20 protein-coding genes are annotated in these 20,916 nt (G+C 70.3%); 3 read left to right on the top strand and 17 right to left on the bottom strand.

The genetic code is table 11. The features are described 5' to 3' along the window. Positions 1-73: 73 nt before the first annotated feature. Genes FFG40_RS12130 through FFG40_RS12115 form a run of 4 tightly spaced genes read right to left on the bottom strand, consistent with a single transcriptional unit; the run spans position 74 to position 4,221 of the window. On the bottom strand, positions 74-1,627 hold the full coding sequence (locus FFG40_RS12130; RefSeq protein ID WP_138803345.1) for a stealth conserved region 3 domain-containing protein: 1,554 nt from the start codon (positions 1,625-1,627) through the stop codon (positions 74-76). A 49-nt stretch (positions 1,628-1,676) separates the two neighbouring features. Next, on the bottom strand, positions 1,677-2,108 hold the full coding sequence (locus tag FFG40_RS12125) for a DUF6804 family protein (RefSeq protein WP_138803344.1): 432 nt from the start codon (positions 2,106-2,108) through the stop codon (positions 1,677-1,679). Further along, complete coding sequence (locus tag FFG40_RS12120; protein WP_071244688.1) at positions 2,108-2,692, bottom strand: GDSL-type esterase/lipase family protein; 585 nt, start codon at positions 2,690-2,692, stop codon at positions 2,108-2,110. The genes FFG40_RS12125 and FFG40_RS12120 overlap by 1 nt, the downstream gene beginning before the upstream one ends. Then, positions 2,689-4,221, bottom strand: a complete 1,533-nt coding sequence (locus FFG40_RS12115) for an SDR family oxidoreductase (protein ID WP_260678867.1) — start codon at positions 4,219-4,221, stop codon at positions 2,689-2,691. The genes FFG40_RS12120 and FFG40_RS12115 overlap by 4 nt, the downstream gene beginning before the upstream one ends. A gap of 43 nt (positions 4,222-4,264) precedes the next feature. Between FFG40_RS12115 and deoC the strand changes: the two genes are divergently transcribed. From deoC to FFG40_RS12100, 3 genes are all read left to right on the top strand, one after another. Further along, positions 4,265-4,996 (top strand): deoxyribose-phosphate aldolase, encoded by a 732-nt coding sequence (deoC, locus tag FFG40_RS12110; protein ID WP_083404120.1) that lies wholly within the window; start codon positions 4,265-4,267, stop codon positions 4,994-4,996. A 147-nt stretch (positions 4,997-5,143) separates the two neighbouring features. Next, positions 5,144-6,097, top strand: coding sequence for an ROK family protein (locus FFG40_RS12105; protein ID WP_138803343.1), 954 nt, complete (start codon positions 5,144-5,146; stop codon positions 6,095-6,097). 195 nt (positions 6,098-6,292) lie between these two features. Continuing rightward, on the top strand, positions 6,293-6,892 hold the full coding sequence (locus FFG40_RS12100; RefSeq protein ID WP_185974175.1) for a hypothetical protein: 600 nt from the start codon (positions 6,293-6,295) through the stop codon (positions 6,890-6,892). A gap of 500 nt (positions 6,893-7,392) precedes the next feature. Here FFG40_RS12100 and FFG40_RS12095 read toward each other — a convergent pair whose 3' ends face one another. The 13 genes from FFG40_RS12095 to thrS all read right to left on the bottom strand — a co-directional run bounded on the left by FFG40_RS12095 (position 7,393) and on the right by thrS (position 20,873). Next, positions 7,393-9,717, bottom strand: a complete 2,325-nt coding sequence (locus tag FFG40_RS12095; protein WP_231495664.1) for a bifunctional (p)ppGpp synthetase/guanosine-3',5'-bis(diphosphate) 3'-pyrophosphohydrolase — start codon at positions 9,715-9,717, stop codon at positions 7,393-7,395. A gap of 69 nt (positions 9,718-9,786) precedes the next feature. Then, positions 9,787-10,134 carry a rhodanese-like domain-containing protein gene (locus FFG40_RS12090; protein ID WP_138803341.1) on the bottom strand — a complete coding sequence of 116 codons (348 nt, stop codon included), beginning with the start codon at positions 10,132-10,134 and terminating at the stop codon, positions 9,787-9,789. Continuing rightward, positions 10,134-11,138: a protein translocase subunit SecF gene (gene secF, locus FFG40_RS12085; RefSeq protein WP_138803340.1), complete on the bottom strand. Its 1,005-nt coding sequence runs from the start codon at positions 11,136-11,138 to the stop codon at positions 10,134-10,136. The genes FFG40_RS12090 and secF overlap by 1 nt, the downstream gene beginning before the upstream one ends. Next, positions 11,138-12,889: a protein translocase subunit SecD gene (gene secD / locus FFG40_RS12080; RefSeq protein ID WP_110860016.1), complete on the bottom strand. Its 1,752-nt coding sequence runs from the start codon at positions 12,887-12,889 to the stop codon at positions 11,138-11,140. The genes secF and secD overlap by 1 nt, the downstream gene beginning before the upstream one ends. A gap of 91 nt (positions 12,890-12,980) precedes the next feature. After that, positions 12,981-13,382, bottom strand: coding sequence for a preprotein translocase subunit YajC (gene yajC, locus FFG40_RS12075; protein ID WP_111024399.1), 402 nt, complete (start codon positions 13,380-13,382; stop codon positions 12,981-12,983). 90 nt (positions 13,383-13,472) lie between these two features. Further along, positions 13,473-14,516, bottom strand: a complete 1,044-nt coding sequence (gene ruvB / locus FFG40_RS12070; protein WP_027465603.1) for a Holliday junction branch migration DNA helicase RuvB — start codon at positions 14,514-14,516, stop codon at positions 13,473-13,475. Further along, a complete protein-coding gene (gene ruvA, locus FFG40_RS12065) occupies positions 14,513-15,133 on the bottom strand; it encodes a Holliday junction branch migration protein RuvA (protein ID WP_138803339.1) in 621 nt (206 codons plus the stop codon). The genes ruvB and ruvA overlap by 4 nt, the downstream gene beginning before the upstream one ends. Further along, positions 15,130-15,777 (bottom strand): crossover junction endodeoxyribonuclease RuvC, encoded by a 648-nt coding sequence (gene ruvC, locus FFG40_RS12060; protein WP_035808297.1) that lies wholly within the window; start codon positions 15,775-15,777, stop codon positions 15,130-15,132. Before ruvC ends, ruvA begins: the two co-directional genes overlap by 4 nt. A gap of 2 nt (positions 15,778-15,779) precedes the next feature. Beyond that, positions 15,780-16,547, bottom strand: a complete 768-nt coding sequence (locus FFG40_RS12055; RefSeq protein WP_017887357.1) for a YebC/PmpR family DNA-binding transcriptional regulator — start codon at positions 16,545-16,547, stop codon at positions 15,780-15,782. A gap of 119 nt (positions 16,548-16,666) precedes the next feature. Then, a complete protein-coding gene (gene pdxT / locus FFG40_RS12050; protein ID WP_138803338.1) occupies positions 16,667-17,278 on the bottom strand; it encodes a pyridoxal 5'-phosphate synthase glutaminase subunit PdxT in 612 nt (203 codons plus the stop codon). After that, a complete protein-coding gene (gene pdxS / locus FFG40_RS12045; protein WP_027465600.1) occupies positions 17,268-18,188 on the bottom strand; it encodes a pyridoxal 5'-phosphate synthase lyase subunit PdxS in 921 nt (306 codons plus the stop codon). The genes pdxT and pdxS overlap by 11 nt, the downstream gene beginning before the upstream one ends. Positions 18,189-18,201: 13 nt before the next feature. After that, positions 18,202-18,852 carry an HIT domain-containing protein gene (locus FFG40_RS12040; protein WP_260678866.1) on the bottom strand — a complete coding sequence of 217 codons (651 nt, stop codon included), beginning with the start codon at positions 18,850-18,852 and terminating at the stop codon, positions 18,202-18,204. Beyond that, complete coding sequence (gene thrS, locus FFG40_RS12035; RefSeq protein WP_185974174.1) at positions 18,852-20,873, bottom strand: threonine--tRNA ligase; 2,022 nt, start codon at positions 20,871-20,873, stop codon at positions 18,852-18,854. The genes FFG40_RS12040 and thrS overlap by 1 nt, the downstream gene beginning before the upstream one ends. Positions 20,874-20,916 lie beyond the last annotated feature (43 nt).

Genomic DNA, 20,916 nt, shown 5'->3' with positions numbered 1-20,916 from the left:
AGTCGTGACCGGTGGACGTCGGCTCCGGGCTCGCAGGCTCGCCCGGAGCGCCCCAGCAGGCCGCTGGCGCGTCCTAAGCGCTGGGACGCTCCCACGGCGCGGGGAACGGGAAGTAGCGCTCCAGGAAGTCCGTCACGCGCTGCGTGCGCTCCTCGTCGCTGACCTCCGGGAAGCTGCCGTCGTTGAGGCAGAAGAAGTCCACGTTCCGCTTCTTCAGCAGCTCGTCGAGGGCCTTGAGGCCGGAGACCATGGTCGTGTCGATGTACCCGACGGCCGCGTTCTCCTGGATGATCGCCCGACCGGTGAGCAGCGAGTAGTAGTGGTACAGCGAGTTCGTCACCGAGATGTTGTCGGCGGCGCGGAAGCGCGAGGCCGCAGTGGCCGCGAACTCGTCGGCGAACTCGTGCTCCATCTCGGTCATGATCGAGGCGCGCAGGGGCGTCGGCGCGTGCTCGAGGTGCCGGGTCGTCACCGCACCGAAGCGCTGCTGCAGCAGCTTGCGGTTGACCCGGGCGGAGTTCTCGAAACCGCTGCGTGCCGGGTTGTTGGAGCCGAGGCCGATCCGGGTCGACGCGAGGATGAACTTCGTGACCGATCCGGGGCTGTAGAACGCCGAGGGGTCGACGAGGCGCCCGAAGAACATGTCGTCGTTCGAGTAGATGAAGTGCTCGCTGATGCCCGGGATGTGGTGCAGCTGCGACTCGACGGCCTGCGAGTTGTGGGTCGGCAGCACGGACGGGTCGGCGAAGAACTCCTCGCTGCGGACGATGCGGACCTTCGGGTGCTCGGCGAGCCAGTGCGGCGCCGGGGAGTCCGTCGCGATGTAGATCTGTCGGATCCAGGGCGCGAAGGTGTGCACCGAGCGGAGCGCGTACTTCAGCTCGTCGATTTGGCGGAACCGGGCAGGGGCGTCGTCGCCCTCGCCCAGGACGGCGTTCGACTGTGCGGCCTGGCGGGCGCGCTGGTACTCGATGGCGTTGCCGTCGACCCACGAGAAGACGATGTCGATCGGGAACCGGATGTCCGAGACGTGGTCGTCGAACATGTGCTCGACGGTGCGCCAGGTGCGGCCGTAGCGTTCGATGTCGACGAGCACGAACTCGTCGATCGGCAGGCTGCGACGCATCAGGGCGTTCTCGACGGGAGCGAGGACCTCGGTGTCGGTGACGCGCCAGAACTCGAGCTGGACGCTCGTCTCGGCGCCGTAGCGCAGACGTCCGAGCGGCTCGAGCCGCGGGCGGAACACGCGGAGCACCGGTTCTTCGACGGAGCCGAGTCCGTCGTCCTGCACGAGCACCGCCGGCTTGCCCGGGGGCTTCGCGTAGAAGGGCTCGTTGACGGCCGCGGACATCACGGCGCTCTCGGCGCGCTGGCGGTCCCGCTCGTCGAGGGCGATCACCGGGCGCTGGTCGTTGCCGCGGATGAGCAGGTGGTCGACGTCAGCCGCGGTGAGTGCGTCGTCGAGGAACAGCAGGTCCTCGATCATCGACTGCTGCGGCGTGAGGTGTCCGTTGATCAGGGTCAGTCGCCCCTTGCGGACGACGACGTCGGATCGATCGAGACCGCCGGAGGACGGTCGAGGGTTCAGCAGAGGACTCTCGGTCACCGGCTCGGTCTCGTCGTTCATCCATGCCCTTCGGGTCGTGCGGTCGGGTCCTGTACCCGACCTGCCGATCCTACCGTCCGTCCGACTCGCGGGGCACCTTGACGACGATGCCCACCACGATGAAGAGCGCGGCGGCCACCAGTTGCAGGGCCGCCCACACCTGTCCGGGGATCGGCACCGTGACGAGCGGGTTCCAGCAGACGGCGACGGCGGCCATGAGCAGGGCTGCCCACCAGACCTTCCCGCGCACGCTGAAGACGAGCACGATCAGCGCGAGCACCGTGACGCCCCAACGGGCGAAGACGAAGCCCGACGAGTCGACGATGGCGACGCAGGCCAGCAGCACGATCGCCGCGATCATCGACGGTGCCAGTGCGGGGCGGGTGAAGGGCGGCGTGGCACGGGCGCCGCTGGCCGGTGCGATCGGTGCGGGTCGAGGGGACCCTGCGGGCACGCCGTGCTGGGACGACCCCACCGGGGGCCGCCCCTTGCGTGCTGCCATCAGTCCGAGGAACCGTCGAGGTCGATCGCCTGGATCGACCGCGACATCGGCGGCAGGTCGCGGACGCGCTCGAGCGCCGGCACCAGTTCACCGACCAGCGCGCGGTAGCCCTCTTCGGTCAGGTGCAGGCCGTCCTCGGTGAAGCGGGCGTCCAGGTGGTCGCCGTCGGCCAGGGCGGGCCAGGCGTCGAGGTACTGCGCGTGGCAGGTGGCGACGAACTGCCGGAGGTGCCGGTTGGCCTGTTCGATCTTCGTGGCGTACTCGGCCTGCCGCGGCAGGATCGACACGAGCAGCAGACGCACGCCCGGCAGCTCACGGCGGAGCGTGACGAGGATCGTCTCGACGTTGCGGACCACGTGCTCGGCGCTGGCGCGGTGGTTGCCGAAGTCGTTCGTGCCGATGAGCAGCACGATCACCTCGGGCTGCTCGGCGACGACGGCGTCGAGGCGCGTCAGCACGCCGTCGGTCGTGTCGCCGCCGATGCCCTGGTTCAGCGTGTGCTCGTCGGGGAGCCACGTGTCCCAGTCACCCTGTTCGGTGATGCTGTCCCCCAGGAAGAGGACGGGGCTGCGGTCGTCGGTCATGCTGCCTCCTCGTGCGCCGGCTCGGGGGTCTCGGTCTGCTGCGTCCGGTTGCGCTGCGTGGACCCGGTGTGGTCGGACTCCCGCTCGGCGGCGGCGGTGATGCGCTCGACCATACCGGGGAAGATGATGCCGTGGAACGGCAGGATGCCGTACCAGTACAGCCGGCCGGCGAGTCCCTGCGGGAAGTAGATCGCCCGTTGGTGGTAGTCACTGCCGCCGTCGGGGTTCGGTGTGACGGTCATCTCGAGCCACGCACGGCCGGGCGACTTGAACTCGGCTCGGAGCCGCAGGTACCGGCCGCGCTCCAGCCGTTCGACGCGCCACCAGTCGAGCGCGTCGCCCTGCTCGAGGCGCTGCTGGTCACGACGCCCGCGGTTCAGGCCGACGCCGCCGGCGATCTTGTCCATCCAGCCGCGGGCGACCCAGGCGAGCGGGAACGAGTACCAGCCGTTGTCGCCGCCGATCGACTCGACGACGCGCCAGACGTCCTCGGCGGAGGCACTGGAGTGCCGCTTCCGGTCGTCGACGTAGACGGTGTGCCCGGCCCAGTCGGGGTCGTTCGGCATCGGGTCGGCCGAGGCGCTCGAGAGCGTCGCGCTCCGCCAGCTCGTCTGGACCTGGCCGGTGCGCATCTTGTTGAGCGCGAGGCGGACGGCCCGACGGTACGAGGTGAGCCCGCCCTCGGGCTGCGGCACGACGTCGTCGATGTCGTGCTCGCGTTGCACGCACTCGAACTGCAGCGACTCGATGATCGGCGTCGCGAGCTTGCGCGGGATCGGGGTGACGGCGTTGAACCAGTGTGCGGCGAGGCGCGGGGTGAGCACCGGCAGGACCGTGATCGGGCGCTGGGGCAGCTTCGCCTCGACCGCGTAGCCGTTCAGCATCTGGCCGTACCGCAGGACGTCGGGGCCGCCGATGTCGAAGGTGCGGTTGACGTCGGCGGGGACGTCGAGCGCGGCCACCAGGTAGTACAGGACGTCGCGGACCGCGATCGGCTGGATGTGGTTGCGGACCCAGCGCGGCGCGGGCATCCACGGCAGGACGTCGGTCAGGTGCCGGATCATCTCGAACGAGGTGCTGCCCGAGCCGATCACGACCCCGGCCTGGTACGCCACCGTCGGCACACCCGAGCCGAGGAGGATCTCCCCCACCTCCTTGCGGCTGCGGAGGTGCTTCGACAGCTCGCCGTCGGGGTGCAGCCCGCCCAGGTAGACGAACCGGCTGACGCCGGCCGCCTTCGCCTCGCGTGCCATGGTCTCGGCGGCCTCGCGCTCGGCCGACTCGAAGTCGCCGTCGGCCCCCATCGCGTGGGCCAGGTAGTAGACCGCCTCGATCCCGTCGACGGCGGCGCGCACCGCCTCGGCGTCCTGGAGGTCGCCCTCCGCGACGTCGACCTCACTGCTCCACGGGACGTCCTGGAGCTTCCGGGGGTTGCGCACGAACACCCGGACGGAGTGGCCGGCTTCGAGGAGACGAGGGACGAGACGACCACCGATGTACCCGGTGGCGCCGGTGACGAGGACCTGCATGCCCTGCACGCTACGCGGCACGCCTGACGGGTAGGCTTGCCGGGTGGACAACGCAGCCTTCCCCGTCACCGTCGATGCCGTCCGCGGCCTCATCGACCACGCGATCCTGAAGCCCGAACTCACCCGCGCGGACGTCGACGCCCAGCTCGACGAAGCCGCCGCCCACCGCGTCTTCAGCGTCTGCGTCCGTCCGAGCGACGTCGCCCACGCCGTGGAGCGCCTCACGGGCACCGGTGTCGGCGTCGGCACCGTGATCGGCTTCCCGCACGGCACCACGTCCACCGCGGCGAAGGTCGCCGAGTCGCTGCAGGCCCTGGCCGACGGCGCGTTCGAGCTCGACATGGTGCAGAACATCGGCGCCGCGAAGTCGGGCGACTGGCAGCGCGTCGAGCAGGACGTCCGCGCGGTCGTCGACGCCGCCGGCGACACCGTCGTCAAGGTGATCCTCGAGACCGCGTTCCTGACCGACGACGAGATCGTCGCGGCCTCGCGTGCGGCACAGACCGCCGGCGCGGCCTTCGTGAAGACCTCGACCGGGTTCGCCGGCGGCGGCGCGACGGCCGAGCACATCGCGCTCATGCGCCGCACGGTCGGTGCCGACACCGGCGTGAAGGCCTCCGGCGGTGTCCGCGGGCTCGACACCCTGCTCGAGATGGTCGAGGCGGGCGCGAACCGCATCGGCACGAGCGCGTCGGCCCGCATCCTCGACGAGGTCGCGCACCGCGCCGAGACGGGTGCCGCCTCGGCGCTCGGCGACGACACGACGTCCTACTGAACCCACGGGCTGAGCCGACCTGGCTGAGCCCACAGTGCTGAGCCCACGCGACCAGCACGACCCACCACGACCAGGCCGGTGCCCACCGGACGCGACGACGCGTCGGCGACCCGCACCGTGCCTCCAGACCGCCGCATCGGAGCGCGCATGTCCAGCACCGCACCCCAGTCCCCCGCCCTCGCCCTGGCCGTCGACCTCGGCGGCACGAAGGTCGAGGCCGCGCTCGTCACCGACCAGGGCGTCGTGCTGCCGGCGACCCGGTTCCGCAGCCCCACGGGGCCGCAGCGCACCTCCGACGAGCTGCAGGCCGCCGTCGACGAGGTCGTCACGGCCGCGCTCGGCGCGCTGCCGGCCGACGCGACGCTCGTGGGCGTCGGCGTCGGTTCCGCCGGGCCCGTCGACGAGGAGCACGGCCTCGTCTCCCCGCTCAACATGCCGGTCTGGCGCGGCCACCCGCTGCGCGAGCGGATCGCGGCGCTCGTGCCGGACGAGGTCCCGGTGACGCTCCGCATGGACGGCCTGGCGATCACCCTCGCCGAGCACTGGGTCGGCGCGGCCCAGGGCTACGAGCACGTCATGGGCATGATCGTCTCCACCGGTGTCGGCGGCGGGCTCATCCTGCACGGTCGCACCGTCAGCGGACCCACGGGCAACGCCGGCCACATCGGACACGTCGAGTGCGGCGGCTACGACGACCCGTGTGCCTGCGGGGGCACCGGCTGCCTCGAGGCGATCGCCAGCGGCCCGAAGACCGTGGCCTGGGCACGTCGTCAGGGCTTCGCGGGCACGACAGGCGAGGAACTCTCGGCCGCCTACGCCGCCGGCCACGAGATCGCCGTCGCCGCGGTCCAGCGGAGCGGCCGCGCCCTCGGGCAGGCCATCGCCGCCGCCACGAGCTTGGTCGACCTCGAGATCGTCGCCATCGGCGGCGGGTTCTCGCACGTCACGCCGGACCTGTTCGAGTACGCACGGCAGGCCGTGGCGGAGCGTGTCGAGTTCGGGTTCGTCACGAAGGTCCAGATCGTGCCGACCGGGTTGTCCCAGGACGGTCCGCTCATCGGTGCCGCTGCGCTCGTGCACCGCGCCGACGTCCTGCGCTGAGCGCGCACGTCCCGTCCGGTCGGGCTCGATCCGGCGCGCGGGCGCGGCTGGTCGCGTCGTCGACGCGGCCGACGCCGTGGACGTGACCGGCGACGGCCTGGAGGCGCGGTGCGGGCCCGCCACGTGCCTCCCGGCCGGTCGACGGCTTGTCCACAGGGCTGTCGGTCGTGCGCGCAGGTCAGGCAGGATGTGCGGGTGCCCCGCCCGCGACTGCTGACCAGTGACGACTGGCCGGAACCCGAGCTGCGTGCGGCGGTCCTGGCCGGCGAGCTGGTCGCCGTCGGTCCCTGCTGGGCCTCCCCCGCCGAACCGCAGACGCCGTGGTTGCGCGCCGCCGCTGCAGCCTGGGTTCTGCGGGACTCACGCCTGATCGCCTGCACGCTGACCGCCGCGTGGATCTGGGGTGCGGTGTCCCGGCCGCCGGCGCCGCTCGAGGCCTGCATCCCGCCGCAGGTGCGCGTGCACGTCGGGCCGGACGTCCGCCTGCGAGAGGTCCGGATCGACGTCGACGACACCGTCGAGCTCTCGCGGCTGCGGGTCACGCTGCCGGGGCGGACCGCGGTCGACCTGCTCCGGACGCCGGGGCCGACGGCCGGTGCGTTCGGGGTGGCCGAGGCGACGGCCGTGCACGGGCTGCTCGCGATCGGGGCGGTCACGGCCGACGAGCTGCAGGCGCGTCTGAGGTCGCTCGGGAGGATCCCCATGGTGCGGCAAGCCGAGCGGCGGTTGCGGGGGCTGCCGGGGCTGCCGGGGTTGCCGGGGCTGCCGGATGCGGCTGGGGGCGCTGCGCGCTAGGGCGGCGCGCGGGCGTTCGCCGGGCGGTCACGACACCCCGCTCACTTCCGCCGAGTGGTCGCGAACTGTCGGTTGGCGGGGCCGCAGCCGACGGTTCGTGACCGGTCGGCGGTGCCCGTGCGACGAGTCGTGACCGGTGGACGAGCGGGAGGCACGGGAGGCGCGGGGCTGCCGCGGGCCTCCGGTCCGGCGCGTGCGGGCGTAGCGGCGGTCAAGACACCCCGCTCGCGTTCGGCGAGTGGTCGCGGACCGTCGATTGGCGGGGCCGCAGCCGACGGTCTGTGACCGGTCGGCGGTGCCCGTGCGACGAGTCGTGACCGGTCGACGGGCGGGAGACGCGGGAGGCGCGGGGCGGGGCTGCCGCGGGCCTCCGGTCCGGCGCGTGCGGGCGGTCAGGACACCCCGCTCGCGTCCGCCGAGTGGTCGCGGACCGTCGATTGGCGGGGCCGCAGCCGACGGTTCGTGACCGGTCGACGGACGGGCCGCGCGGGGCCCTGCCGCTAGCCGGCGCTGACGCGGTAGACGTCGTAGACGGCGTCGATGCGTCGCACCGCGTTCAGCACGCGGTCGAGGTGGATGGTGTCGCCCATCTCGAACACGAACCGGCTGAGCGCGAGACGGTCGGACGAGGTCGACACCGTCGCGGACAGGATGTTCACGTGGTGGTCGGTCAGCACCCGGGTGACGTCGCTGAGCAGACCCGACCGATCGAGCGCCTCGATCTGGATCTGCACCAGGAACACCGACTTCGACGACGGGGCCCACTCGACCTCGATCATCCGGTCGGGTTCGTTCATGAGCGACTTCACGTTGGTGCACGACGACTGGTGCACGGAGACGCCCTGGCCACGGGTGATGAAACCCACGATCTGGTCGCCAGGCACCGGTGTGCAGCACTTCGCGAGCTTCACGAGGATGTCGGGCGCACCGCGGACGAGCACGCCACTGTCGCTCGTGCGCAGCTGACGACTGGTGACCTGGCGCGGGAACGCGAGTTCGGGTTCGTCCGTCTCGGTCTCGGTCTGGACGTTGCCGAGGACCTTCTCGATCACCGACTGCGTCGACACGTGGCCCTCGCCGATGGCGGCGTACAGGGCGGAGACGTCCTCGTACCGCATCGACGAAGCGACCTCGGCGATGCTGTCCTGGCTCATGATGCGCTGGAGCGGCAGGTTCTGCTTGCGCATCGCCCGGGCGATGGCGTCGCGACCCTGCTCGATCGCCTCTTCGCGGCGCTCCTTGGTGAACCACTGCTTGATCTTGTTGCGCGCGCGCGGACTGCGGACGAACTGCAGCCAGTCCTGCGAGGGGCCGGAGTCGGGGTTCTTCGACGTGAAGATCTCGACGACGTCGCCGCTGGACAGCTGGCTCTCGAGCGGGACGAGCCGGCCGTTGACCTTCGCACCCATCGTGCGGTGGCCGATCTCGGTGTGCACCGCGTAGGCGAAGTCGACCGGGGTGGCGCCGGCGGGGAGACCGATGACCTTGCCCTGCGGCGTGAAGACGTAGGTCTCCTTGGCGCCGATCTCGTAGCGAAGCGAGTCGAGGAACTCGCCCGGGTCGCTGGTCTCGGCCTGCCAGTCGGTGATGTGGGCGAGCCACGCCATGTCCTGGTCGTCCGTGGTCGACGAGGTCCCGGCGTCACGGCCAGCAGCGCGCTGCTTGTACTTCCAGTGGGCGGCGACACCGAACTCGGCGCGCTGGTGCATCTCGTGCGTGCGGATCTGGATCTCGACCGCACGACCCTGCGGTCCGAGCACCGTGGTGTGCAGCGACTGGTACAGGTTGAACTTGGGGGTCGCGATGTAGTCCTTGAAGCGACCGGGCAGCGGGGTCCAGCGCGCGTGCACCGAGCCGAGCATGGCGTAGCAGTCGCGGACGGTCGGCACGAGCACGCGGATGCCGACGAGGTCGTAGATCTCGTCGAACTCACGACCCCGCACGATCATCTTCTGGTAGATCGAGTAGTACTGCTTCGGCCGGCCCATGACGTCGCCACGGACCTTGGCGGCCTTCAGGTCCTTCTTCAGGGTCCCGATGACGTTCTGGACGAACTGCTCGCGCTTCGGCTGACGTTCCTTGACCAGGCTGTCGATCTCGACGTAGAGCTTCGGGTGCAGGACCGCGAACGACAGGTCCTCGAGCTCGAGCTTGATCATCTGGATGCCGAGCCGGTGCGCGAGCGGCGCGTAGATCTCGAGCGTCTCCTTCGCCTTGCGCGTGGCGGAGGCGGACTCGACGAAGCCCCACGTGCGGGCGTTGTGCAGGCGGTCGGCGAGCTTGATGACGAGGACGCGGATGTCCTTCGACATGGCGATGACCATCTTGCGGACGGTCTCGGCCTGCGCGCTGTCGCCGTACTTGACCTTGTCGAGCTTGGTGACGCCGTCGACGAGCATCGCGATCTCGTCGCCGAAGTCGGCCCGCAGCTGGTCGAGCTGGTAGTCGGTGTCCTCGACCGTGTCGTGCAGGAGCGCCGCCGCGATGGTGATCGTGCCGATGCCGAGGTCGGCCAGGATCTGCGCGACCGCGACGGGGTGCGTGATGTACGGCTCACCGGACTTGCGCTTCTGCCCGTCGTGCGCGCGCTCGGCGACCGAGTACGCACGCTCGATGAGCGTCACGTCGGCCTTGGGGTGGTGCGAGCGGACCGTGCGGATCAGCGTGTCCACCGCGCCGGCCGGCTGGGCGCGCGAGAACAGGCGCGGCAGCAGCGAGCGGAGGGAACCGAGGTTGCCGGTGGTGTTCGGACCGATCGGACTCGAGGGCCGTGGAGCGGAACCCGGGCGGCTCGGCGCGGACGGCTCTTCGCGGGTGTCCGTCATGATGCGCCTCCCAGGACTCGGTCCGAGAGCTCGATCCGAGCTCGATCCGACAAGACTACGCGTCCCCGGTCAGTGCCCGTGACGCGGTTCGCCCTGGGCGTCGCGCTCCACCGGCGCTCCCGCCTGCTCCCACGCGAGCATGCCGCCGGAGAGGTTGACGGCCGACACGCCCGACTGCTCGAGCGCCGCGACGATGCGCGACGACCGGCCGCCGGAGTGGCAGACGATGATTGCCGGCTGGTCGCCGCCGTCGATCTCCTGCCAGCGGTCCACGAACTCCGACATCGGCACGAGCGTGGCCTGGGGAGCGTGGACCTCGTCCCACTCCCCCTGCTCGCGGACGTCGAACAGGCGGGCTCCGGCGTCGAGGCGGCGCTGCGCCTCGGCAACGTCGATCTCCTGGATCTCGATGGGCATCAGACGCTCGCCTCTGCCGCGTCGACCTCACGCCGGCGCTTCTCGGCCGCCGCGGTCTTCTTGGCGTCGGACTCCTTGATCTTCGGCTCGTTCTCGCGCAGCTGCGCGTACATCGGCGACGCGATGAAGATCGTCGAGTAGGTGCCGACGATGATGCCGATGAACAGTGCGAGCGAGATGTCGCGCAGGGTGCCGGCGCCGAGCACGTACGACCCGATGAAGAGGATCGCCGCGACCGGCAGCAGTGCCACGACCGAGGTGTTGATCGACCGGACGAGGGTCTGGTTCACCGCGAGGTTGACCGACTGCTTGAACGTCCGGATGGATTCCTGCGCGGTGTTCTCACGCACCTTGTCGAAGACCACCACGGTGTCGTAGAGCGAGTACCCGAGGATCGTCAGGAACCCGATGACCGCCGCGGGCGTGACCTCGAGCCCGACGATGCCGTACACGCCGGCCGTGATGAGCAGGTCGTGCAGCAGCGCCGCCATCGCGGACAGCGACATCTTCCAGGTGCGGAAGTACAGCGTCATGAAGACCGCGGCGAGGGCGAGGAAGATCACGAGACCACGGATGGCCTGCGCGAGCACGTCGGCACCCCACGTCGCACCGATGAAGGTCGCGGCGACCTGGCTCTCCGGGACGTCGTAGGCCTTCGCCAGGGCGTCCTGCACCTCGGTCGTCTGCCGGTCGGTGAGCTGCCCGGTCTGCACGCGGATGCCGTGCGTGCCGAGCTGCGAGACGCGCGGGATGGACTCCGGGACGACGTCCTCGACGGTCTCGGTGGCGAGGTTCTGGTCGAGCGTCTTGACGTCGGAGATCGTGAACTCCGAGCCGCCGGTGAACTCGATGCCGAGCTGGTACCCGCCACGGAGCCACGGGGTGACGAGTGAGATCACGATCATCGCGAGGGCGATCAGGTACCAGGTCTTCCGGCGCCCGATGATGTCGTACGACCGCTTCCCCGTGTAGAGGTCGCTGCCGAACTGGCTGAAGCTGGCCATCAGTCGTCCTTCCCGTCCGGCGTCGAGCCGTTGTCGCCGGAGGCCTGCTGGGCCTTCCGCTCCGCGATCGTCTGTCGGCGCTGTGCCTCACCGGCACTGCGCTGGCGTTTGCCGTCCACGACGGGTGCGCGGAACTGGGCGCGTCCCCGGTAGACGGCACCGAGTGCTGCCGGGTCGAGACCACTGAACCGGTGCCCCTCGCCGAAGAACCGGCTGCGGGCGATGAGCTGCATCATCGGGTGGGTGAAGAGCGCGACCACCACGATGTCGATCAGCGTCGTGAGGAGCAGCGTGAACGCGAAGCCCTTCACGTCGGCGACCGCGAGCACGTAGAGCGTGACGGCGGCGAGGAAGTTCACCGCGTCGGACGCCAGGATCGTGCGGAGGGCGCGCTTCCAGCCGGACTCGACCGCGCTCTCGAGGGCACGGCCGTCGCGGAGTTCGTCACGGATGCGCTCGAAGTAGACGATGAACGAGTCCGCCGTGATGCCGATCGCGACGATCAGACCCGCCACACCCGCCAAGGACAGGCGGTAGTCGACGCGCCACGACATGATCGCGATCACCAGGTAGGTGAGCACCGCGGCGATCCCGAGCGACAGCACGGTGACGAAGGCCAGGGCCCGGTACTGGATGACCGAGTAGATGATCACCAGGATCAGCCCGATCAGGCCCGCGACGAGGCCACCGATGAGCTGCGCGGTGCCGAGCGTCGCCGAGATGTTCTCGTTCGACTGCACCTGGAAGTTGATCGGCAGCGCACCGTACTTGAGCTGGTCCGCCAGGGTCTTCGACGACTCGGCCGTGAACGAGCCGGTGATCTGCGCCTTGCCGTTCGTGATCGCGGAGTTCGTCGTCGGCGCGGTGATGACCGAACCGTCGAGCACGATCGCGAACTGGTTCTGCGGCTGCTGGAGCGAGACGAGACGGTTCGTGACGGTGCGGAAGTCCTTCGAGCCCTCGCCGTTGAACGTCAGGTTGACGGCCCACTGGCCGGTCGACGTGCCCTGCGAGTCGGTGGCGAGACCCGAGGTGGCGTTGCTGATGTCGGCACCGGAGACCTCGACCGGTCCGAGGATGTACTTCCCCGCGCCGTCCTGGTCACAGGTGACCAGGGGCTCGTCGTCGGGCGCCGTGGTGACGTCGTCCGGAGCAGCGCAGTTGTAGTTGGTGTACAGGTCCTGCAGCTTCGGCGTGACCCAGTTCAGGTCGCTCGCGTTGGTCGGCTTCGCGCTCGGCGTCGCGGCGAGCGAGGCCGGCGGCGAGTACGGCGTGGCCGATGCGGTGCCCTTGCCGTCGTCACCGACGGCGGAGTTCGTCGCGGCCTCGGTGAAGAGCACCGGACGGAAGGTCAGCTTCGCGGCTGCCTCGATGCGGTCGATCGTGGCCTTGTCGGGACGACCCGGGATCGAGACGACGATGTTGTTCGCGCCCTGGGTGTTGATCTCGGACTCGGAGACACCGGTGGCGTCGATGCGCTGGCGGATGATGTTCACCGCCTGCTGCAGCTGCTGCGAGGTGACGGAGTCGCCCTCGGTGTTCTGCGCCGCGAGGGTCAGCTGCGTGCCGCCCTGCAGGTCCAGAGCCAGCTCTGGCACCCAGCTCGCGCCCTGGTACCACTTGTCGGTGTCGTCCTTCGAAGAGCCGGCGAGGATCGACGCGGCGGTGTTCACGCCGGCGAGGATCGCCATCAGGATCACCAACCAGGTGAGCGAGCGCAGCGCCTTCTTGACGGGTGTCGATCGTGCCACCGGTCGTCTCGTCTTTCTGTTCAGGACCGTCGGCACACCGTGCGACGGCAGAGGGAAGCCACCGGGTCAGACGACCCGGCGGCCGAGGGCGTCAGTCGTCGGACTTGCGCTTCGTGGCGTCGGTCTCGTCGACACGGTCGGTGTCGACCCGCTCGCCGTAGACCGGCTCGCCGTTGAGCTCGGCCACCGGCTTCGGCTCGTCCTCGGTGGTCGTGGTGGTCTCGACGTCGGACGCGTTGTCGTCGACGACGCGGGACAGGGTCTGACGGTGCACGGTGACGACGGTCCCCGGTGCGATCTCGACGTCAGCGGTGACCTTCTCCTCGTTCACCGAGAGGAGCGTGCCGTAGAGGCCGAAGGACAGCATGACCTTGGCGCCCGGGACCATCTTGTCCACGAGTTCGGCCTGCTGCTTCTTGCGCTTGCGGCTGTTGTAGAACATGAAGGCCGCGAACGCCACGACGATGACGATGAGGATGACTTCTTGACCCATGATGCGTTGCCTTCTCTGGTTGCTCGGTTTCGGGCCGTAGCAGTCTAGGGCACGCCGGTGTCCGTGGCATGTCACCCGACTGATCGGCGGTCAGGCGGTGGGTTCCGGGTCGTCGAAGAGCCCCGGCTGCCCGCCGTCGCCCTGCCCCGGGGTGAGGCCGAGGTGTCGCCAGGCCCGCGGTGTCGCGATGCGCCCGCGGGGGGTGCGGGTCACGAGTCCGACGCGGACGAGGAACGGTTCGACGACCGACTCGATGGTCTCGGACTCCTCGCCGACGGAGACGGCGAGGGTGTTCAGGCCGACCGGGCCCCCGTCGAACCGGGTCAGCATGGTCTCGACGACGGCTCGGTCGAGCCGGTCGAGGCCGAGTTCGTCGACGTCGTACAGGTCGAGCGCACCCTGGACCGCGGCCATGCCGTCGGTGGTGCGGTGCACGAGGGCGTAGTCGCGCACCCGGCGGAGCAGGCGGTTCGCGATGCGCGGGGTGCCTCGGGAGCGCCCGGCGATCTCGCGCAGGGCGGTCCGGTCGATGTCGAGTTCGAGCAGGTGGGCCGCACGGATCAGGACCTGCTCGAGCTCGTCCTTCTCGTAGAACTCGAGGTGGGCGGTGAACCCGAAGCGGTCGCGCAGCGGGTTCGGCAGCAGGCCGGCCCGGGTGGTGGCCCCGACGAGCGTGAACGGTGCGAGGTCGAGCGGGATGCTCGTGGCACCGGCGCCCTTGCCCACCATCACGTCGATGCGGAAGTCCTCCATCGCCAGGTAGAGCATCTCTTCTGCCGAGCGGGCCATGCGGTGGATCTCGTCGATGAACAGCACTTCGCCCGGGACCAGCGACGACAGCACGGCGGCGAGGTCACCGGCGTGCTGGATGGCGGGGCCGCTCGACATGCGCAGCGGTCGCCCGGTCTCGTGCGCGACGATCATCGCGAGCGTGGTCTTGCCGAGGCCGGGAGGACCCGCCATCAGGATGTGGTCGGGCGTGCGCTCCTGCATGCCCGCGGCCTTGAGGAGCAGGTCGAGCTGCCCCCGCACCTTGCGCTGCCCGACGAACTCGTCGAGCGAGCGTGGACGGAGCGCGCCTTCGAACGCGAGTTCTTCCTGCGACTCGGCGCCGGCGGACGTGATGCCGCTCACCGGCCGGCTGCCGCGGGTCGGAGGGCACCGAGGGCGGCGCGGAGCAGGGCCTGGGTGCCCATCGCGGCGGCACCGGGCTCGTTGGCGACGGCGTCGTCGACCGCGCTCTGCGCCGCGTCTTCGCGCCAGCCGAGGCCGATGAGCGCCGAGACGACGTCGAGCGCGGCGGGGTGGACTGCGGTCCCCCGTGCGGCGGCGACCACGGCAGCCTGCTCGAAGGCCACGAGCTTGCCGGAGAGCGCGACGATGATGAGCTTGGCGGTCTTCGGGCCGATGCCGGAGACCTTGCGGAACGCGCCGTCGTCCTCGTTCGCGACGGCGTTCGCGATCTGTGCCGGGTCCATGTGGGCCAGGACGCCCATCGCGGACTTCGGGCCGACGCCGGAGACCCCGCGGAGCAGGTCGAACACCTGCAGCGCGTCGGTCGACTCGAAGCCGAAGAGCAGGTGCTCGTCCTCGCGCACGATCATGGCGGTCCGCACGAACACCTCGGACCCGTGGCGCATCGTCAACGCGTGTGCGGGGGTCACGGTGACGGCGTACCCGACTCCCCCGACCTCGATCACCACGGCCGAACCGGCGATGTCGATGCAGGTGCCCCGGAGACTCGCGATCATGCTCCGAGCCTAGGGCCGCCCACCGACGACGCCGACCTGCCACGCTGCGGGCGGGCTGCGGCGGCGGCCGCGCGGGCCAGCGGCGAGTCGACGGTACCGCCCTGCGCGTCCCGCCAGGCGCGCTGTGCGGGGGTGAGGTTCGTGGCACGCGAGCCAGCGGCGTCGGGTGACCCGAGCCTCCAGGCATGGCACACGGCCAACGCGAGCGCGTCGGCGGCGTCGGCCGGCTTCGGGGCCTCGTCGAGCCCGAGCACGCGCGCGATCATGGTCTGCACCTGACGTTTGTCGGCGTTGCCGTAGCCGGTGACGGCGGCCTTGACCTCGGACGGGGTGTGCAGCCCGACGGGCAGGCCGCGGGCGGCCGCGGCGTGCAGCGCCAGGCCGGCAGCCTGCGCGGTCCCCATCACGGTGCGGACGTTCGCCTGCGCGAACACCCGCTCGACGGCGACCGCATCGGGGTGGTGCTCGTCGATCTCGGCGGCGATGCCGTCGGCGATGCGGAGGAGCCGCTGCTCGAGCGGCATGTCCGGCGGGGTGCGCACGACCGTCACGTGGACGAGTCGTGCGCGCCGGTTCGGTGCGACCTCGACGACGCCGACGCCGCACCGGGTGAGCCCGGGGTCCACCCCGAGCACACGGAGCACGGCTACTCGCCCTCGTCCTCGTCGAGCTCGGCCTGGACGTCCGCGGGGATGTCGAAGTTCGAGTAGACGTTCTGCACGTCGTCCGAGTCCTCGAGCGCGTCGATCAGGCGGAACACCTTGCGGGCGGTCTCGGCGTCGACCGGGACTTTGAGGCCGGGGACGAACTCGGCGTCGGCGGAGTCGTAGTCGATGCCGGCGTCCTGCAGCGCGGTGCGGGCGGCGACCAGGTCGCTCGCTTCGGTGATGATCTCGAAGCCGCCGCCCTGGTCGATGACGTCCTCGACACCGGCGTCCAGCACCGCGGTCATCACGGTGTCCTCGTCGAGGCCGTCGGTCTTCGTGACCGAGATGACGCCCTTGCGCGAGAAGTTGTAGGCGACGCTGCCCGGGTCGGCCATGGTGCCGCCGTTGCGCGACATCGCGGTCCGGACCTCGGCCGCGGCACGGTTCTTGTTGTCCGTGAGGCACTCGATGAGCATCGCGACGCCGTTGGGGCCGTAGCCCTCGTACATGATCGTCGTGTACTCGATGGTCTCACCCGTGAGACCCGCACCGCGCTTGACGGCGCGGTCGATGTTGTCGTTGGGGACCGAGGTCTTCTTCGCCTTCTGCACGGCGTCGACCAGGGTCGGGTTGCCGGACATGTCGGCACCGCCCATCTTCGCGGCGACCTCGATGTTCTTGATCAGCTTGGCGAACGACTTGGCACGGCGCTGGTCGATGACCGCCTTCTTGTGCTTGGTCGTTGCCCACTTGGAATGCCCGGACACGGTTCTCCTTGCGTCTTGCGGAAAGTCCCGCTCAGTTTAGCGGCCCTGTGGGCCGAACACCGGCCTGGAGGCGCGGCGCGGCTTCCGTCCCGCCGGTCCGGCGGGCGGGCGGTGACGCCTCAGGCGCTGCGCACCAGGTCGAGGAACCGGCGGTGGAAGCGGTCCTCGCCGGCGACCTCGGGGTGGAACGCGCTGGCGATGACGTTGCCCTGCTGCACCGCCACGACCTGCCCGTCCGGCAGCGCACCGAGGACGTGGACGTCGTCGCCGCGCTGCTCCACGACGGGGGCCCGGATGAACACCGCGTGCACCGGAGCGTCTCCGAGGTCGGGCATCGGGATGTCGATCTCGAACGAGTCGTTCTGCGTTCCGAACGCGTTGCGGCGCACGGTGGTGTCGAGCACGTCGAGGGTCTGCTGCCCGTTGATGCCGTCGGTGATCCGCGACGAGAGCATGATCATGCCGGCGCAGGTGCCGTACGTGGGCAGGCCACCGCGGATCGCGTCGGCGAGGGGCTCGGCGACGCCGAACGCGCGGGACAGCTTGTCCATCACGCTGGACTCGCCCCCGGGGATCACGACACCGTCGAGGGTCTCGATCTCCTCCGGGCGACGGAGCGGCACCACGTCGGCGCCGAGCTCGGTCAGCGAGGCGATGTGCTCGCGGAAGTCACCCTGCAGCGCCAGGACCCCGATGCGGGGCCGAGCGCCGCTCGTCGGACTACCAGCCACGCTCGGCGAGGCGGTGCGGTGCGGGGACGTCGGCGACGTTGATGCCGACCATCGCCTCGCCCAGACCACGGGAGACCTCGGCGATGACCCGGGGGTCGTCGTGGAAGGTCGTCGCCTTGACGATCGCGGCGGCACGGGCCGCCGGGTCGCCGGACTTGAAGATGCCGGACCCGACGAAGACACCGTCGGCGCCGAGCTGCATCATCATCGCGGCGTCGGCCGGGGTGGCGACACCACCGGCGGTGAACAGGACGACGGGGAGCTTGCCGGTGCGGGCGACTTCCTGCACGACGTCGATCGGCGCCTGGAGCTCCTTGGCGGCGACGTAGAGCTCGTCGTCACGCAGGTTGCGGAGCGCCGCGATCTCCTTGGTGATGGTGCGGATGTGCTTGGTGGCCTCGGACACGTCGCCCGTGCCGGCCTCGCCCTTGGAACGGATCATGGCCGCACCCTCGGTGATGCGACGGAGCGCCTCGCCCAGGTTGGTGGCACCGCAGACGAAGGGGGTGGTGAACTTCCACTTGTCGATGTGGTTCACGTAGTCGGCCGGCGACAGCACCTCGGACTCGTCGATGTAGTCGACACCGAGCTCCTGCAGCACCTGCGCCTCGACGAAGTGGCCGATGCGGGCCTTCGCCATGACGGGGATCGACACCGCGGCGATGATCTCCTCGATCATCGAGGGGTCGGACATGCGGGCGACGCCGCCCTGCGCACGGATGTCGGCGGGGACGCGCTCGAGGGCCATGACGGCGGTCGCACCGGCTTCTTCCGCGATGCGGGCCTGCTCGGCGTCGACGACGTCCATGATCACGCCGCCCTTGAGCATCTCGGCGAGTCCGCGCTTGACGCGGTCAGAGCCGGTGATCGAGGTGCCAGGGGTGCCGGAGGTGCTGGTGCTGTCGCTCATGATGCCGACCAGTCTAGTGCGCCCGGGGCCACCCGTCGGCGACGAGTCGACGGGTCTCGCCGAGCAACTGCGACATGGACTTGGTCCGGGCGATGATCGGGAAGAAGTTCGCGTCCGACTGCCACCGCGGAACGATGTGCTGGTGCAGGTGTGCGGCCACGCCGGCACCGGCGACCTCGCCCTGGTTCATGCCGATGTTGAACCCGTCGCAGTGCGAGACCTCGCGCAGGACCCGCATCGCGGTCTGGGTCAGCTCGCCGATCTCGCGCAGTTCGTCCGGCGTGGCCTCGTCGTAGAGCGGGACGTGGCGGTACGGGCAGACCAGCAGGTGCCCGTTGTTGTACGGGAACAGGTTGAGCAGCACGTAGGCGTGCTCGCCCCGGGCCACGATCAGGGCGTCCTCGTCGGACATCCGCGGGGCTTCGCAGAACGGGCAGTCGTCGTCGTGGCCGCGACCCCGGCCTTCGCGGCCGGCGTCGATGTAGGCCATCCGGTGCGGGTTCCAGAGCCGCTGGAACGCGTCCGGGACGGCTGCACCGGTGGCCGCATCGCGGATCACCAGCGGATCGGTGTCCGCGCCCTCGGTGCCCGCGGCGGTGGGACCGGCCACGTCGTCGACGTGACCGGTCCCCGCGGCCTGCTCCGGGCCTCCCGACGGAGCCATCAGACCTGCGTGCGCTCGCGGATCGCGGTGAGGATGCGGTCCACGGCCTCGTCGACGGGCACCGCGTTGTCCTGGCGGCCGTCGCGGAAGCGGAAGCTGACGGCGCCGGCGTCGCGGTCGTCGCCACCGGCGATGAGCTGGAACGGCACCTTCGCCTTGGTGTGCGTGCGGATCTTCTTCTGCATGCGGTCGTCCGAGTGGTCGACCTCGGCACGGACACCGTGGGCACGGAGCTTCGCGATGACCTCGTCGAGGTAGTCGCCGTACTCGGCCGCGACTGGGATGCCGACGACCTGGACGGGCGACAGCCACGCCGGGAACGCACCCGCGTAGTGCTCGGTGAGGACCCCGAAGAAGCGCTCGATCGAGCCGAACAGCGCGCGGTGGATCATCACCGGACGCTGACGCGAGCCGTCGGCCGCGGTGTAGTCGATGCCGAAGCGCTCGGGCAGGTTGAAGTCGAGCTGCACGGTCGACATCTGCCAGGTGCGCCCGATGGCGTCGCGGGCCTGCACCGAGATCTTCGGGCCGTAGAACGCCGCACCGGCGGGGTCCGGCACCAGCTCGAGGCCGGACTCCTCGGCGACCTGGCGCAGGGTCTCCGTCGCCACGTCCCAGACCTCGTCGTCACCGACGTACTTCTCCGGGTCCTTCGTGGAGAGCTCGAGGTAGAAGTCGTCGAGGCCGTAGTCGCGCAGGAGCGAGAGCACGAACGCGAGGGTCGTGGTCAGCTCCTCCTTCATCTTCTCCTGCGTGGTGAAGATGTGCGCGTCGTCCTGGGTCAGGCCGCGCACGCGCGTGAGGCCGTGGATGACGCCGGACTTCTCGTTGCGGTACACCGTGCCGAACTCGAACATCCGGAGCGGCAGGTCGCGGTAGGAGCGGGGCTGCGACCGGTACGCCAGGATGTGCATCGGGCAGTTCATCGGCTTGAGGTAGTAGTCGGCGCCCTGCCGGGTGACGTTGCCGTCCTCGTCCTTCGCCTCGTCCATGTGCATGGCCGGGAACATGCCGTCCTTGTACCAGCCGAGGTGCCCGGAGGTCTCGAACAGGTCGCCCTTGGTGATGTGGGGCGTGTAGACGAACGAGTAGCCGTTCTCCTCGTGCCGACGGCGCGAGTAGTCCTCCATCTCGCGGCGGATGATGCCGCCCTTCGGGTGGAAGATCGCCAGGCCGGAACCGATCTCGTCGGGGAACGAGAACAGGTCGAGTTCGGCGCCGAGCTTGCGGTGGTCGCGCTTGGCGGCTTCCTCGAGGCGCGCGAGGTACGCCTTGAGCTGGTCCTTGTCGGGCCAGGCGGTGCCGTAGATGCGCTGCAGCTGCGGGTTCTTCTCGGAGCCGCGCCAGTACGCAGCGGCGACGCGCATGAGCTTGGCGGCGTTGCCGATCCAGCGGGTGTGCGGGACGTGCGGGCCGCGGCAGAGGTCCTGCCAGAGCACCTCGCCCGACTTCGGGTCGACGTTCTCGTACACGGTGAGCTCGCCGGCGCCGACCTCGACGCTCTCGCCGGAGTCGCCGTCGGACGCCGCACCCTTGAGGCCGATGAGCTCCTGCTTGTAGGGCTCCCCCGCCATCAGCTCGCGTGCCTGCTCGTCGGTGACGACCACGCGACGGAAGCGCTGGGCCTGCTTGACGATGCGGTCCATGCCCTTCTCGATCGCCTTGAGGTCTTCGGGGGTGAAGGGCTCGGCGACGTCGAAGTCGTAGTAGAAGCCGTCGGTGACGGGCGGCCCGATGCCGAGCTTGGCGTCCGGGTTGATCTGCTGCACGGCCTGCGCCAGCACGTGGGCGGCCGAGTGCCGGAGGATGTCGAGTCCGTCCTGCTCCTGCAGGGTGACGGCCTCGGCGGTCTCGCCGGCCTGCACGTCCGCCGCGAGGTCCTTCAGGACACCGTCGACGCGGATCGCGACCACGCCGCGCTCACCGTCGAAGAGCTCGGTGCCGGTCGTGGTCGTCGTCGCGGTCCGGGGCTCGGGTGCCTGGGGAAGCTCGGCGGGCGCGGGTGCGACTGACTCGGTCACGATGATGGGACTCCTCGATCGAAATGGTGCGTCAAGACTAGTG

This window comes from Curtobacterium sp. KBS0715 (assembly GCF_005938005.2).
GTDB classification, from domain to species: domain Bacteria; phylum Actinomycetota; class Actinomycetes; order Actinomycetales; family Microbacteriaceae; genus Curtobacterium; species Curtobacterium flaccumfaciens.
Note: the sequence above shows the minus strand (reverse complement) of the source record. Positions and strands in the feature narration are given on the sequence as shown.